Below are 15,089 nucleotides of genomic sequence, written 5' to 3'. Positions count from 1 at the left end.
CTATTGTTTTGGCTGAAAAATATGTACATCGCGCTGCGGGAACGGTATAGTAACGTTGTTCTCCTTGAATTTGGTATTAATTTTATAGCGCATTTCACTTTTTATCCTGGGATCCCTAAAGGTGTCGTTGGTAAAAAAGTAAATCGAAAAAATGAGGGCCGAGTCACCAAAATCCTCAAAGAGCACAAAAGGCTTGGGATTTTTGAGTACTTGTTTTTGGTTGAATGCCACTTCTTCCAAAATTTTGGTCACCAAATCCACATCACTGCCATAGGCAACGCCTACACTTACTCTTTCCCTGGTAGTCCTGTGATTTTGGGTATAGTTATATACGATGTCACTAATAAATTTGTGATTGGGCAAGATCAACACCTTATCATCCCGAGTGATGGCTCTTGTGGTCCTGAGCTTAATTTCGAACACCTTACCTACTTTGCCATCCACTTCGACCACATCGCCGACTTGAAGGGATTTGTCAATAATGATGAAGATTCCACCCAAAACATCCTTGAACAGTTCTTGCAGGGCAAGTCCCAAACCAACAAAAAGGGCTGCAGACGCCGTAATGACCAAGGTAATGTCCACCCCGGCGGCACTCAAGGTGACCAGTACTGCTATGATATAAATGACATAATTGATAAACTTGAATACGCTGGTAAACTTTTGTTTGTCCTCCTGCTGCATTTTACGGGTAAAGATGTACCGCAACCATTTTAGGAGGAATTTTACCACCACAATTGTGACTGTCAAGAGCAATAGAAGTCCAATAGTAAGGTCTATGGCCTTTTCTCCTTCGCCAATATGAAATCCGAGGTCCAAAAAGTTTTTAATGGATCCCCAAACGTCTTCCTTGATAATCTCCTTTATGTCTTCCGTTCCGTCTTGCATAATCCTACTTATATCTCAACCATTTAAACAATTCTTTGTACGTAGGCTTCTTACCGTACATCAAAATACCCGTTCTATAAATCTTTGCCGCCAATGATACAATCCCTAAAAAGGTAACGGCCAACAGTAAAACGGACACTATAAATTGCCATAAAGGTACACCGCCTTCCCCAATACCTCCTGGCAAACGCATCAGCATTACAATGGGCGAAGTCAACGGAAATAACGAAAACCCTACGGCAATGGGTCCATGTGGATTGCTGAACACGGAAAAGAACCCAACATAAATCGCCAACATTAAAGGTAATATAATAGGGAAAATAAATTGTTGTGTGTCCGTCTCATTGTCAACCGCTGCCCCAATGGCCGCATAAATGGAGCTGTAAATCAAATAGCCCAAGACAAAGTAGATAAAGAACGAAACAATGAGCAACCCCCAGGGAATGCCATAGATTTCCTTGGCGTACATCAACATTTTTCCGTCCATTCCGCCCATTTCCGACATACCCCCCATGGCGTTTGGCGGCATGGCACTATTGTCCGACAAGGCGCTTAGGTCTATCCCGAAAATCAACACCGCCACAAACAACAAAGCTGAGGCGGAAACAATCCAGATGGAAAATTGGGTCACCCCGGCCAAGGAATTGCCAATAATCTTTCCCAGCATCAACTGAAATGGTTTTACGGATGATATGATCACCTCAATGATTCGGCTCGTCTTTTCCTCGATCACACTGCGCATCACAAAACCTCCGTAAATAATAATGAACATCATAATGGCATAACCAAAGCTTCCACCAATGATGGCCTTAATTTCATTGACCCCCCTAATGCTCCGCTCCCCATCAAAAGTGGAAAGATTAATTTCAAATGGTTTTTCAACACTGGAAAACTGCTCTGGGGTCACTCCCAATTTTTGCAAACGTTCCTGCCGCAAACGATTTTGAAAAACGTTCTCCAATTCCTTGGTCACGGAAGTGTTCGGGTTATCCTTGGTAAAAAGGAAAGTCGACTTGGAAACTTCCTCCACGGTTGCCCCTTCGGGAATGTGGAGCAATCCATAGTATTCCAAGGCATTTGTGGAATCCTTGGCCTGCTCGACCGTCAAGTTCTTGAACTGCAAAAAAGATATGTTCTTGGATGGCTTAAACGCATCTTGATAAAAGGTGCTTTCGTTTAAAACGGTGATTACACGTGTTTCGTCGTCATTGATCTTGGTCAAAAAAGCGATAAGTACAATCATTCCCACAATAAGAATCGGACTCAAAATGGTCATTACAATAAAAGAACGATTCCGCACTTTGGCCAAATATTCACGTTTTATGATTAGCCCTAGCTTACTTGCCATTGTCCTTACTATTTACGGTTTGAATAAAAATATCGTTGGCCGATGGTATGGTTTCCTCGAACCTGTTAATATTGGAGACCTTTGAAAGTGCTGCTAAAATTTCACCAGTATGTGCCGAGGGCAGTTGCACCTTAAAGTTCAATTGGCGCTCTACAGGGTCTATTTGTGACGAAAGAATATTGAATTTTTCTTCCAAAGACTTGATAAAAACATCTGCATCCTTTTCCATATGGACACCAACGTTGAAGATATTGTTCTTGTATGCCCTTTTGATATCGGAAAGCTTACCGTCCAATATTTTTTCCGATTTGTGAATCAGCGCAATGTACTCACAAAGCTCTTCCACGGATTCCATGCGGTGGGTAGAAAATATAATGGAAGTTCCATTTTCCTTCAATCGCAGTATTTCGTCCTTTATGATATTGGCATTAATGGGGTCAAATCCACTAAAGGGTTCATCAAAAATCAACAATTTGGGTTCGTGCAATACCGTAACAATAAACTGAATCTTTTGCGCCATCCCCTTGGAGAGTTCCTGAATCTTCTTGTCCCACCAGTCGCCAATGTTCAAACGGTCGAACCAATAGGCCAACCGTGTTTTGGCCTCTGCTTTGGACAGCCCCTTTAACTGGGCCAAGTATAAGGCTTGTTCGCCCACCTTCATACTTTTATACAAACCACGTTCCTCGGGCAAATAGCCTATGGATGCAATGTGCTTTGGAGCCAAGGGCTCGCCATTGAGCCATAGTTCCCCAGCATCTTGATAGGTGATTTGGTTAATGATTCGGATAAATGAGGTTTTGCCAGCTCCGTTGGGACCCAATAGTCCATAAATACAATTCTTGGGAATTTGAAGCGAAATGTTGCTCAACGCTGTGTAGTCACCATACGTTTTGGTCACATTTTTGGCAACAAGGATATGATCCATGTAAACAATTTTTCCAAAGATATGCAATTGAAGCATACCTGCGTTTTCCCTAAAAACAAAAACCCACCCTTAAAAGAATCAAGGATGGGAAAAAAATTGCTATGAAAAAGAAAATTAGATATCGGTCACCCAACATCAGTTTCAAATATACGTTTTTTATTTAAACAGACCGTTCTAATTTTTAAGAGAACATATCTTTTACCTTTTCAAAAAAGGATTTATCCGATTTTTCGGGCCTTGGAGCGAAGTTTTCATCGTCTTGCATTCGTTCAAAAAACTCCTTCTGTTCCTTGTTCACCGTTTTTGGTGTCCACACATTTACATGAACCAATAAATCTCCTGCGCCATAACCATTCAGGCTGTTAATTCCTTTTCCACGGAGTCTCAAAATTTTTCCGGATTGAAGTCCAGGCTCCAATTTTATTCTCACTTTTCCACCAATGGCATCAATTTCCTTGGAACTGCCCAGTACAGCTTCTGGAATACTGATGTACAAATCGTAGTGTAAATTGTCACCCTCACGCTTTAAGGTTTCATGCTCCACCGTTTCAATGGCTACGAGTAAATCCCCCGCGATACCATTGCCCGGCGCATCGTTTCCTTTTCCTGTAACTTTGAGCTGCATCCCATCTTCCACACCTGGCGGAATCTTGATGGATACGGTCTCTTCCTCTACCGTTAGACCCTGTGCATCGGCTCCGGCCGGTCTTTTGTCAATAGACTGGCCTGCCCCGCCACAAGTGGTGCAAGTAGTAGCCGTTTGCATCCGGCCCAAAATGGTATTGGTGATTTTAGTGATTTGTCCTGTACCATTACAGGTGGGACACGTTTTATAGGTAACTCCTTCTGCTTGTCGCTTACGACGGACCTTCACCTTTTTCTCAACACCGTTGGCCACCTCTTCCAAGGTCAATTTTACACGGATGCGAAGATTGCTACCTTTGGCCCTGCGCTGTCCGCCGCCAAATCCACCAAATCCGCTGAATCCGGCACCGCCCCCAAAGGCTCCGCCAAAAATGTCACCGAATTGGCTAAAGATGTCGTCCATGTTCATACCGCCACCGCCAAATCCACCGCTTCCATCGAAGGCTGCGTGACCGAACTGGTCGTATTTTGCCCTTTTGTCAGGATTCCCCAAGACTTCATAGGCCTCTGCAGATTTCTTGAACATTTCCTCCGCCTTGGTATCGCCAGGATTTTTATCCGGATGAAACTCAATGGCTTTTTTTCGGTAGGCTTTTTTGATTTCTGCGGCCGAGGCTCCTTTGGAGACTCCTAATATGTCGTAATAATCCTCCTTCATAAAATTCTAGTTTCCAACTACTACTTTTGGATGTCTGATGATTCGGTCTCCCAGCTTGAAGCCTTTCTCCACCACATCGATAATCTTCCCTTTCATTTTCTTGTCCGGTGCGGGAATTTGGGTGATGGCATCGTGCACCTCCGCATCAAAAGCATCCCCTGCACTTGCATCCACTTCTTCCAAGCCTTTATTTTTAAGGGTTTCCTTAAATTTGTTGCTGATAAGCTCCACGCCCTTGAACATTTCTTTGTCGTCCGACTTGGAAAGCTCCTTCAACGCTCTGTCAAAATCATCCAAAATGGGAAGCAGTGCCACCATGACCTCTTGCCCTGCTGTTTTGAACAGGTCCATTCGTTCCTTGGAAGTTCTGCGTTTGTAGTTTTCAAACTCTGCAAAAAGCCTTAGGAATTTTTCCTTTTCCTTGGCCAAATCTTCGCGCAACTGCTCTTCTTCGGATTTTTCCTCTTCGTTTGCCTCGGTATGTTCGGCCTCTATATGCTCATCGTTCAGCTCAGTACTCTCTTCGGTTTGCCCTTTTTTAGGCTCATCTTCCATTTCCTCAACCTTACTTTTATTGCTCATGTTCAATTATTTTATTCGGATTTGAAATGGCAAAAGTACTGCCAATTGTCCAAAAATGTCAAAATGTCACCGCAAAACATAAAAAAAGCCGCCGAAGCGGTCTTTATATGGTGACAAAGTGAATTTAACTAGTAGAAGGCATCATCGCTACACCTCCAAAGATGCGGGAACGCCATTTTCCTGTGATGCGTAAATCTCCTTAAGTGCTTGACAAATATTGGCATATTGAAAAACAAAGCCCTCATCCTCTATCTTTTTACCACTCACCCTCTGACTGGCCAATAGTAGCGTTGCCATTTTACCCAAAACCAACTTTAAAACAAAGGCTGGTACATTGGGCAACCACAAAGGCCTGTCCAAAACTTTAGCGAGCTCCTTGGTCAATTTTGTATTGGTTACGGGGTTGGGTGCTACGGCATTGTACACCCCTGTCATATTGTTTTCCACGGCAAAGACAAACAATTGGGCCAAATCCTCGATATGTACCCAGGATTGCCACTGTTCACCGCTACCGATGGGTGCGCCCACGAAGTTCTTCACGGGCATGGCCATTTTGGGCAAGGCTCCTCCTTCCTTGGACAGGACCAAACCTATCCTAATTTTGGCTACGTCAATATTCAATGCTTCGAAAGCATCGGCTTCGGACTCCCATTTGGTGACCACTTCGCCCAAAAATCCATTGTCCGTTTCTGTAGTAGTTTCGTCGTAGTATGCACTGGTAGAATCTGGATAAATACCGATGGCCGATGCTGAGACCAAACATTCCACCTCTTGGTGTTCGGACTGTTCCATTCCCTTTTTAAGGGTACGCAAGCTATCAATTCTGCTGGAGAGCACCTTTTTTTTATGCTCTGGCGTCCAGCGCTTGGCAATGCTGGTACCCGCCAAATTGATAATTGCCTGAACATGCTCAAAACAATCCAAATCAATCTCTCCTTTGGCCGGATTCCAATAAAACCCTTTGTAATCTTCAGCAGTGGAGATTTTGTCCTTGCTTGTGGTCAAATAATTAACGGGAATGCCTTTTTGGTGCAGTACCTTTACAATGGCCTGCCCTACCAATCCCGTAGCTCCTGTAATCAACACCTTCATACTATCCTATTCTTTGTGACAAAGTTATAGGTTTAATCGACTGTTTATGAGACCTTAATTTAGGTTTAACATATTTGTTCAAACTTTAAAACAATTTATGACAAGCGAAAAGACCTTCCTTAACAGATTATTGGGAACTAGATGGTTTTGGTGGCCCGGAGCATTTCACGTTTTCCCGGTGGACCGGGCAATCTTTCTACCGTAAAACCGACCGCTTGCATAGCCCTTCGTACACTACCTTTGGCAGCATAGGTGACCAAGACACCCCCGGGCTTTGCGGCCTCGTACATCTTTTTAAAGAGTTCCTCAGTCCACAGTTCGGGCTGCACCCGCGCCCCGAATGCATCAAAATAAATAAGATTGAACAAGTTTTGTACATCAATATCCTTAAAATCCTTTTTTTGCTTGCAAAGTGAGAAGTCATCCCTGATGGATATGCGCTTTTCCCATGGTGTACTGTGCATTGATTGGAAGGGAGCCTGTAATCCATCCACACCCAACTGCTGGGCATAGTCCAAGGCGTCAACTTCCTCCATAGATACAGGATACGCTTCTACACCAACATAGTCAACTTTTAGCTCCAGCTTGGGGGCTTCCAAAAAAGTAATCAGTGCATTAAGACCTGTTCCAAAACCAATTTCCAAGATCGAGACCTCGGTTTTGTTCAACAATCTGAGACCGTGCTCAATAAAAACATGGTATGCTTCCTGAATAGCTCCGTGTTTGGAATGATACTGTTCGTTCCAGTCCTCTATTTGGATGGTTTTGGAACCGTCCCCAGTTGTGATGATTTTTCGTTTCAAGGTTGGCTTTCGATCAACACACCGTCCGCCTCGAACCTGAAGGTTTTCTTTGGTGCGGTAATCAGGGCTAGCTCATCTTCCGATGCCCCTTCATCTTCGGCGTAGTGCCTTTGGTCTTCTACGGACATTTCCTCAAAAAAGGCCGCACCATTCATGACAACCCTTTTACCAGCGGCATCTTTGGGCACGAAAAAGCCGTAATCCTTGAAACGGACAAAAACTTCCTCATTGGACTCCAGCTTAACTTTCATCCAACAGCCTTTGGCTTGGCATACCTCTTTGATCTCGCCTACCATCTGGGTCTGCAACGAATCTGTCGCTATAATCTGGTCGTAAGGTGTTGCAGTTTTTGAAGCCTCGTCCGAAATTGCAAATTCTTCGCCAAAATAGTCTCCCTTTATGGTCTCTTGCTTGCAGGAAACCAAGAAAACACCTAGTAGTAAAACAGTGAAAATGTTAAAAACCCTCATTTTTGATAAGATTTAAATGAATTAGGAATAAGTATCATATTTAGATTTGAGAAAAGTCCAAAACTAACAATAATTAGCTAATTTTAGCCTGAAAATATAACTGATATGGAAACATTGGCCCATAAAATAGCAATTGAAAAAACAAAATCTTCGAAGATTGAGCAGGTGGATTTTGACAACCTTTCCTTTGGAAGTGTGTATTCGGATCACATGCTGGTCTGTGATTATAAAAATGGGAAATGGGAAATCCCAAAGATTGTTCCCTACCAACCGATTACCTTAGACCCTTCCGCAAAGATTTTCCATTATGGACAGTCTATTTTCGAGGGTATGAAAGCCTATAAAGATGAAAATGGAAAGGTATGGCTTTTTAGACCTGAAGAAAACTGCAGGCGGTTGAACAAATCAGCCAAAAGATTGGCCATTCCTGAAATTCCAGAAGCTTACTTTATGGAGGGATTGAACGCCCTTATCGATTTGGAGCGTGATTGGATACCAACAAACCCCGGCAGTTCCTTATATATAAGACCATTTGTGTTTGCTTCAGGAAATGGGTTCCATGCCTCCCCTGCAAACGAGTACAAATTTATTATCGCATGTGCGCCTTCGGGTTCTTATTTTTCCGGTAAGGTAAAAGTATTGATCGAAGAGACCTACTCTCGTGCCGCAAATGGTGGTGTTGGCTACGCAAAGGCAGGTGGCAACTATGCCGGACAGTTCTATCCCACCAAATTGGCAGCCGACAAGGGGTATCAACAAGTGATCTGGACAGATGACAATACCCACGAGTTTATCGAAGAAGCCGGCGCCATGAACGTTTTTGTGCGTATCAACGACACTTTGATGACCGCTCCTACGAGCGATCGTATCCTGGATGGTATCACTAGAAAAAGTATTCTGGACATTGCTGAGGACGAAGGCATTAAAACCGAAGTGAGAAAAATATCGGTACACGAATTGGTGGAAGCCGCCGAGAACGGTTCCCTCAAGGAAATGTTCGGAGCAGGCACTGCGGCCGTAATATCACCTATCTCTGGCTTTGGCTATAGTGGCAAGGATTATGACCTTCCCGAATTGGAGGAAAGCTATGCTTCCCGTTTAAAGAAAAGAATCACGGACATTCAATACAACCGTGCAGCAGACACATTTGGATGGCGACAAGAAGTCGTCTCACAAGAATAAAAAAGGCGCCGATTGGCGCTTTTTTTATTTATCCATAATGGTCTGGATATCCGGTTTAAAGTAATTGGGGCCCTTGAGTACTTTTCCATCCTCCCTGTAAATAGGCTTCCCATCGGCACCAAGTTTGCTCATGTTGCTCCGCTGTATCTCTTCAAAAACCTCTTCAATCTTATATTGCATGCCGTGCTCCAAAATGGTTCCGCACAAAATATAGAGCATATCGCCCAATGCATCGGCAACTTCCACCAAGTCGCCCCTGTTCGCGGCTTCCAAGTATTCCTTGTTTTCCTCGTCCATCAAATTAAACCTCAATATGTTCTTTTCAGGACCCAAATTGGCCTTGGGCTTATGCAAAACTCCCAGTCCAAAGGAATTGTGGAACAACTCCACGGCTTTAATTTTACTTTTCATTACTTAATTTTGATTTAGCTTTGCATAAAAATATAAAATATGTTCAGCACGGGACAGCTCATTTTTGCCGCCTTATTTTTCATCGCTTTTGTTGTAATTATTGCCTTTTCTTACCGAAAGGATAAAAAATTGCACAAAAAAAACTACAAGGGCGTTATCTGGATCTTGCTTTCGTTCATAATCTTTATAATTATCCTCTTCATAATTAAGTACTTTCTTAAAAATTAACAACAGATTTGGCTTTACCACAAAAATGAACGGTTTGGCAACAATAGTATCCGTTCCATTTCGTTCTCATAGGAAAAGTCGTACTTTTGTTTAACATTAATTTAGCACCTAACCTAAATGACTGTTTTTTTTAGTATTCTATTTGTTTTGCTTGCGATTAATGCCATTCTATTGATTTTCAGTGTCAATGGAGCCAAGGAAAGATTCTTAAAGCCGATTCAACGAATTCCAGAGACTTCTACTACCAAAATTTTCCCCCGAGAGACGGTAGAGGCCGAATATAAGGAAGCGGTTTAGTTTGTACCTTTAAGGCATGAAACAGGCCTTTCTTGTGTTTTTGGGCGGGGGATTAGGAAGCGTGTTGCGCTATCTTATCTCAAAATCCCTCAATCCCTTGTTCTTCCATTTTTTCTTGGGCACATTCTTGGTCAATATTGTTGGTTGTTTGCTCATTGGCCTCTTCTTGGGACTATCTGCAAAAGGGAACTTGCTTTCCTACAACAACACCCTATTTTTGGCCACTGGGTTTTGCGGTGGTTTCACTACCTTTTCTGCGTTTGCCTTCGAAAAACATTCGCTTTTAAAAAATGGCGACCTACTGCATTTTGCCATTTACATGATTTCCAGCATTGTTGTCGGTATTTTGGCCGTAGTCGTTGGGCTTTGGCTTTCCAAGTATCTTTAATAGTTACATATTACGGTTTTACCGATATAATTTGTTAAAGATTAAACATAATTCATAAAAAGTTTCATTTTAACCCATGAAAATTCATTAAAAACACCCTAATGTTAAAATAAAATCAACAAATTGACAGGAAAAATGTTTTCAGAATAAGATACCCCTAAATTAATAGGGGTATTTTTTTTATACCATCAAAAATTAGATACATACCCTATACTTTTAGTAGGTATCCTTCAATATCTTATATATTTGAGGCATGAATTAATTTTTTAATCATGAAAAAAGTCGAGGCAATTATTAGAAAATCCAAATTTGACGAGGTAAAGAGAGCCCTCCATCAAATTGAGGTCAACTTCTTTAGTTACTGGGATGTAACTGGGGTCGGAAATGAAAAACAGGGACATGTGTACCGTGGTATATCCTATAGTACCTCGGACATACAACGAAGGTATCTGGTAATCGTGGTAAGCGATGACTTTCTGGAAAGAACAGTGAATGTTTTACTGGATACAGCCAGCACCGGCAACGTTGGTGATGGAAAAATTTTCGTGTCCGATGTCATTGAGGCCTACAGGATCAGAACAAAGGAAAGTGGAACCGCTGGAATCAACTAATTATCTAAAAAACAATACTTAAAATATGGAAGCAGGATTATTTACCGCAAATAATGTATGGATGATGGTTTGTGCCGGCTTGGTGTTCTTTATGCACCTTGGGTTCTCTTTTTTGGAAATTGGGCTTACCAGACAAAAAAATACCGTTAATATCCTTTTCAAAAATGTATTTATCATTTGCGCCGGACTTTTACTTTACTATGTAGGCGGATTCAACCTGATGTATCCCGGGTTTGAAGATGGTGATATCGGATTTTTGAAATTTGCAGGGTTCGGTATTGCGGCTCCAGAAAATGGGATGACCCCAGCATATGCCGATGGCGGATATACTTGGTGGACCGATTTCCTTTTTCAGGGAATGTTTGCTGCTACGGCTGCCACCATAGTTTCCGGTGCGGTCGCCGAACGGGTTAAATTGGGGGCATTTATGTTGTTTACCCTTTTGTATGTTGGATTGGTATATCCCATCGTAGGTTCTTGGCAATGGGGAAGCGGGTTTCTTTCTTCACTATCTTTCGGTGAAGCAGAAGGGTTTCACGACTTTGCAGGGTCCACGTTGGTACATTCAGTTGGAGGATGGGCAGCCTTGATTGCCATCTATCTCCTTGGGGCCCGTGTTGGCAAATTTGGGAAAAACGGCACCATAAATGCCATCCCAGGGCACAATTTACCGCTTGCCGCGGCAGGAGTGCTCATCCTTTGGTTGGGATGGTTTGGGTTTAATGGGGGGTCGGTGTTATCGGCAGACCCAGCCCTGACCTCCTTGGTTCTGGTCACCACCTCGTTGGCCGCCGCCGCCGGAGGTATCTCGTCTTTTATTACATCAACAATACTGTACAAAAACTATGACATAACCATGTTCTTGAACGGAATCTTGGGAGGTCTAGTCGGTATCACTGCGGGTGCCGACCAAATGTCCCCAAATGAAGCTGTCATAATTGGCGTCCTCGCGGGCATAATCGTTGTATTTGGAATAGCCCTTATCGATCGTATCAAACTTGATGACCCAGTAGGTGCCGTAACCGTTCACTTGATCTGCGGTATTTGGGGAACTTTGGCTGTGGGCATTTTTGGAAATAAAGCCGGTTTAGACCAATTTTTGGTACAGTTGGCCGGCATTGGCGCTACAGCCGCATTTTGTTCCTGCTTTGCATTTATCTTTTTGTTTACGATCAAGAAGACCATGGGACTACGTGTTTCAGAAGAAGAAGAAATCGACGGTCTGGACATTCATGAACACGGGATGGACGCCTACCCAGATTTTAGGATGAACCAACATTAAATACATATCATAAAGAGAAGCGGAGCGTTCTGCCAAACGCTCCGCGAAACAACCTCTTCGTTCATAAACTCAATCATTTCATTTTACAACCCTCTTGAAGGTCCATAAAACTATGATAACAAACGCGGTCATTTTCTGCCAAATTACTAAAAAAAGTTTTTTCACAGAACTGGTTGAGATTCGATTGAATACCAAGAGGCTTTTAGGAGCAAAACCCCAGTTTAGTCTATCCCGATCATTTTATTCGGACAAATTCCTGATTCGCTGTACAGGCTCATATTAATCATAAAAGCATTATTAATCCTTTTAAATCAGAAACCATGTTGAGAAAACAATTATTTGCAACTACGTTAGTCGCTGGCCTAATGTTTATTTCCAAAGGTGTAGCACAAGATGCTCCTAGCAGTGACGACAAACTTAGCGCAAGTCTAACGCTAAATCACGATGCCTTTTTTGGCTTTAATCCCATGATGGCGCTTTCCTATTCCTTGAGCGATACTGATGCCCTAACGTTTTACGGCATTCAATGGGGTGCTGGTACAGGTTCGGCTTGGGGCCAATGGACTGAATTTGGAGTTGGCTACAACAAAACCATTGGTGCGTTTGACATCAATCCGCAATTGGGCTTTACCATGGGAAGCCTACTTTCGAGCGGCGCCTCACAACCTGGGATTATTGGGGATGGTATTGTTCCTAACCTAACCGTTAACCTAGGAACCGATTTGCTCGAAGGTCAATTCTATTTTGGGTATTATGGGGCATTGAGCGATGAGACCGCAGCAGGTGAAGCCACAAACAACTATGTGCATTATTGGGCGAACCTTGGCGTTAAAGTAACAGATTTTTTCTCCGTTGGAGGACATTTTGAAGAGCTATTCCTTTCCGGTGGCCAAATAAACGGCGGTGGAGAACTTGACAGAGTGGACGGTTATGTTTGGCTAGGACCATACGTTCAGTTTCAAAAAGGTAATGCAGGCTTGAGGTTTTCGTTCGGAGGAAACTTAGCCGATGAGGATGAACGATTTGCCCCAAATGACTTTTACAAACTGTCTTTCTTTATTTCCCTCTAAAAAGAGACCGAAAATCCTTAAAACTTATATGATCAATCGATACTAAAGTTTTTCTCTCCTGCTCTCACCTTAGTTCTCAAATAATTTTGCCTTGGCACTAGAGGGCAGGAGAACTTTTTGTTGTACACACAATAGGGATTGTACGCTCGGTTAAAATCTATGACAAGGGTATCGCCATCGGGAATGGAAAGGTCGATATAGCGGCCACCACCGTAAGTTTCTTCGCCGTTGGTTTCGTCCAAGAATGGCAAAAACAGGTAATCCTCAAATTCCTCGTCGTCCATTAGGCCCAAACTTTGGTACACTTCCAATTGATGTTCTTTACCGTTCAAGGTAAAATGGGCAATTCCGTAAACTACTTCCTGAGTTTGTCTGTCCGTTGTTGTTGGCATCAAAAAGGGTTCGGCATCAGGAGTCCTTTCAAATCTTGCGTGAACTATATAGGAGGTATCGGGCTCAAAAAAGTCCAATCCTTCAAAATCCTTACGGTATTTATCGGGCAAGGGAGAAGAATCGGGGTCTTTGAAACTTTCGTTCTGCTTTTTTTGGTATGCTAAGATTTCTGCCACCAAACCGGATGCGGCGGCAACTGTTTCTTCCTCGTCGTGGTACTTTTTACCTTGACCACAGGCCACCAAACCAATTGCCAAAAGTAAGACTGCATATTTCATCCTGAAGTATTTGTACAAAAATACAGCTTATCCTAAACAAACAAATGGCAAGACAAGATGGGCTTAATTATCTTCTATTTTGATATCATATCTGGCATCTTCCAAATATTTTGATACCATTTCATTGAATTCTGGAGTGATGCGAAGGAGTGCGGTATGCTCCAAACTATATATTTTTTCCCGATCTTTGAATCCTTTTTTCAATAGTTCTTCCAGGTAGAACAAAGAGGTGCCAAAATCATCATTTTTAGCACTCAAAGAGATAATTTTGAAATAATATTCCGTATTCTCGGGATCTAAGATGGTCTTTAGCATATACAAAAAGGCTAGCGCGTCCTCGTCCACCACTTCCTCTGCCAATATAAGGGTCACACTATCTTCTGCCAATGCGTTCACATATCCCTTTAATCGATGTCCCATTTGCCTCTCAAAAGGCTTTGGACTGGCGATAAACTTGCCTATCTCCCCCATTTGATAGTTCCACCATCCCAAATTATTAAAGTTATGTGTGTACATATCGTCATCCATATAATACTGGTAATCTTCCTTTAAGATGGATTCCTGTAAAAAGGCTACATTCTCAGCTCTTTGCATTACCCTAAACTCTTTGTCGCGCCTTAAATCCCGTTGTTCCAACCTAAGGGAATCGGTGTTTTTAAAAGGTCCGTACATGGACATCATCTCGGTCATGTACTGTTCGGCCCATAACAAATCGCCAATTTCCTTTAATTGATTTACTTTTTCCAGATCCTCCCGGTAGGCGTTTTCAATATATGCCGAATCCTTAGGTATCCATTTTCTGCCCATAGCATCCAAGGTGAACAATTGGAGGCCCTTTTGGATATAGGCGGTGCTAGGCCACTCCCCATTGCCGTCGTAGATCAGCACTTGATTGGGAAATTTGTAACGGTCCAAAAGCTTGGCATCCGTGAGCATATAAGGGTAATTATAGTTTTCCTTGCTTATAATGCCCACAAAGTGAAATGGTTTTTTCACATTGATCAATTCGCTATTGGCCAGTGATGCACCAATAGCCAAAGAACCATTTACCCCATTGAGCAATACGGGTGCCAGCGTGGCAAAACGACCACTGGAATCCTCACCACCTGTGTAGATACGGTCCGTATGAATGGGCAACATATCACCGACCCGCTGGATGGTATTGCCTATCAATACCATTTTATTGGTCAGCGAAATACTATCATATAGCTTTGGAGCCGCCAAAACATAACCTTCCTCTTCCGCAGCGTTCAAAAACATGGAAATCACCTTTTTGTCATTCCCCTCCATATCGGCCAACAAGAGCAGGGGCCATTTTTTATCCTTGGAAAAATCCTTTGGGATATATAAGGAATAGGTGTTTTGGGTGGTATCATTGACCGGAAGATTCTCGATGATCTCCCCTTTTCGAAGTACTATTTGTTGCGAAAATAGGTGAACCGTGCAAAAAATAGTCAGGAGCGGTAACAGATATGCTTTTCTCATAATTTTTTTCATAACAAAAATCTGGCCAAAGTTTACTCTGAATTTATCAA

General features: G+C 42.6%; 17 protein-coding genes. 6 read left to right on the top strand and 11 right to left on the bottom strand.

What is annotated here, in order from left to right; genetic code table 11:
• The 8 genes from EO130_RS09855 to EO130_RS09820 form a co-directional block, all read right to left on the bottom strand.
• On the bottom strand, window positions 1–888 hold the full coding sequence (locus EO130_RS09855) for a mechanosensitive ion channel family protein (RefSeq protein WP_127141345.1): 888 nt from the start codon (window positions 886–888) through the stop codon (window positions 1–3).
• A 4-nt stretch (window positions 889–892) separates the two neighbouring features.
• A complete protein-coding gene (locus tag EO130_RS09850; protein WP_127141344.1) occupies window positions 893–2,236 on the bottom strand; it encodes an ABC transporter permease in 1,344 nt (447 codons plus the stop codon).
• Complete coding sequence (locus EO130_RS09845) at window positions 2,226–3,164, bottom strand: ABC transporter ATP-binding protein (RefSeq protein WP_127141343.1); 939 nt, start codon at window positions 3,162–3,164, stop codon at window positions 2,226–2,228. Before EO130_RS09845 ends, EO130_RS09850 begins: the two co-directional genes overlap by 11 nt.
• Before the next feature lie 181 nt (window positions 3,165–3,345).
• Window positions 3,346–4,467: a molecular chaperone DnaJ gene (gene dnaJ, locus EO130_RS09840; protein WP_127141342.1), complete on the bottom strand. Its 1,122-nt coding sequence runs from the start codon at window positions 4,465–4,467 to the stop codon at window positions 3,346–3,348.
• Window positions 4,468–4,473: 6 nt separating this feature from the next.
• On the bottom strand, window positions 4,474–5,049 hold the full coding sequence (locus tag EO130_RS09835; RefSeq protein ID WP_127141341.1) for a nucleotide exchange factor GrpE: 576 nt from the start codon (window positions 5,047–5,049) through the stop codon (window positions 4,474–4,476).
• A 147-nt stretch (window positions 5,050–5,196) separates the two neighbouring features.
• Entirely contained in the window at window positions 5,197–6,141 is a 945-nt protein-coding gene (locus EO130_RS09830; protein WP_127141340.1) for a TIGR01777 family oxidoreductase, read from the bottom strand.
• Between the two features lie 137 nt (window positions 6,142–6,278).
• The gene (gene mnmC2 / locus EO130_RS09825; protein WP_127141339.1) at window positions 6,279–6,944 is read right to left on the bottom strand and encodes a tRNA (5-methylaminomethyl-2-thiouridine)(34)-methyltransferase MnmC2; all 666 of its coding nucleotides are present in this window, start codon (window positions 6,942–6,944) and stop codon (window positions 6,279–6,281) included.
• The gene (locus tag EO130_RS09820) at window positions 6,941–7,414 is read right to left on the bottom strand and encodes a DUF4920 domain-containing protein (protein ID WP_127141338.1); all 474 of its coding nucleotides are present in this window, start codon (window positions 7,412–7,414) and stop codon (window positions 6,941–6,943) included. The genes mnmC2 and EO130_RS09820 overlap by 4 nt, the downstream gene beginning before the upstream one ends.
• A 105-nt stretch (window positions 7,415–7,519) precedes the next feature.
• Between EO130_RS09820 and EO130_RS09815 the strand changes: the two genes are divergently transcribed.
• Window positions 7,520–8,596: a branched-chain amino acid aminotransferase gene (locus EO130_RS09815; protein ID WP_206513145.1), complete on the top strand. Its 1,077-nt coding sequence runs from the start codon at window positions 7,520–7,522 to the stop codon at window positions 8,594–8,596.
• Window positions 8,597–8,620: 24 nt separating this feature from the next.
• On the opposite strand, the gene EO130_RS09810 is transcribed toward EO130_RS09815, so the two are convergent.
• Window positions 8,621–9,007 (bottom strand): pyrophosphohydrolase domain-containing protein, encoded by a 387-nt coding sequence (locus EO130_RS09810; protein WP_127141337.1) that lies wholly within the window; start codon window positions 9,005–9,007, stop codon window positions 8,621–8,623.
• Between the two features lie 39 nt (window positions 9,008–9,046).
• Here EO130_RS09810 and EO130_RS15620 point away from each other — a divergent pair, with 39 nt between their 5' ends.
• From EO130_RS15620 to EO130_RS09780, 5 genes are all read left to right on the top strand, one after another.
• Window positions 9,047–9,235, top strand: a complete 189-nt coding sequence (locus tag EO130_RS15620) for a hypothetical protein (RefSeq protein ID WP_127141336.1) — start codon at window positions 9,047–9,049, stop codon at window positions 9,233–9,235.
• Window positions 9,236–9,548: 313 nt separating this feature from the next.
• A complete protein-coding gene (gene crcB / locus EO130_RS09795) occupies window positions 9,549–9,920 on the top strand; it encodes a fluoride efflux transporter CrcB (protein ID WP_127141334.1) in 372 nt (123 codons plus the stop codon).
• A 272-nt stretch (window positions 9,921–10,192) separates the two neighbouring features.
• Window positions 10,193–10,531 (top strand): P-II family nitrogen regulator, encoded by a 339-nt coding sequence (locus EO130_RS09790; RefSeq protein WP_127141333.1) that lies wholly within the window; start codon window positions 10,193–10,195, stop codon window positions 10,529–10,531.
• Between the two features lie 25 nt (window positions 10,532–10,556).
• Complete coding sequence (locus EO130_RS09785) at window positions 10,557–11,813, top strand: ammonium transporter (protein WP_127141332.1); 1,257 nt, start codon at window positions 10,557–10,559, stop codon at window positions 11,811–11,813.
• A 320-nt stretch (window positions 11,814–12,133) separates the two neighbouring features.
• Window positions 12,134–12,883, top strand: a complete 750-nt coding sequence (locus tag EO130_RS09780) for a DUF6733 family protein (RefSeq protein WP_206513144.1) — start codon at window positions 12,134–12,136, stop codon at window positions 12,881–12,883.
• A 32-nt stretch (window positions 12,884–12,915) separates the two neighbouring features.
• Here the strand turns inward: EO130_RS09780 and EO130_RS09775 are convergent, their stop codons facing one another.
• A complete protein-coding gene (locus tag EO130_RS09775) occupies window positions 12,916–13,554 on the bottom strand; it encodes a DUF1684 domain-containing protein (RefSeq protein WP_127141331.1) in 639 nt (212 codons plus the stop codon).
• Window positions 13,555–13,617: 63 nt separating this feature from the next.
• Window positions 13,618–15,051 (bottom strand): alpha/beta hydrolase, encoded by a 1,434-nt coding sequence (locus EO130_RS09770; RefSeq protein ID WP_241244334.1) that lies wholly within the window; start codon window positions 15,049–15,051, stop codon window positions 13,618–13,620.
• Window positions 15,052–15,089 lie beyond the last annotated feature (38 nt).

It is taken from the genome of Flagellimonas marinaquae (assembly GCF_003992675.1).
In the GTDB taxonomy this organism is placed as follows: domain Bacteria; phylum Bacteroidota; class Bacteroidia; order Flavobacteriales; family Flavobacteriaceae; genus Flagellimonas; species Flagellimonas marinaquae.
The sequence above is the reverse complement of the archived record's forward strand: the minus strand, read 5'-3'. Positions and strand labels throughout refer to the sequence as shown.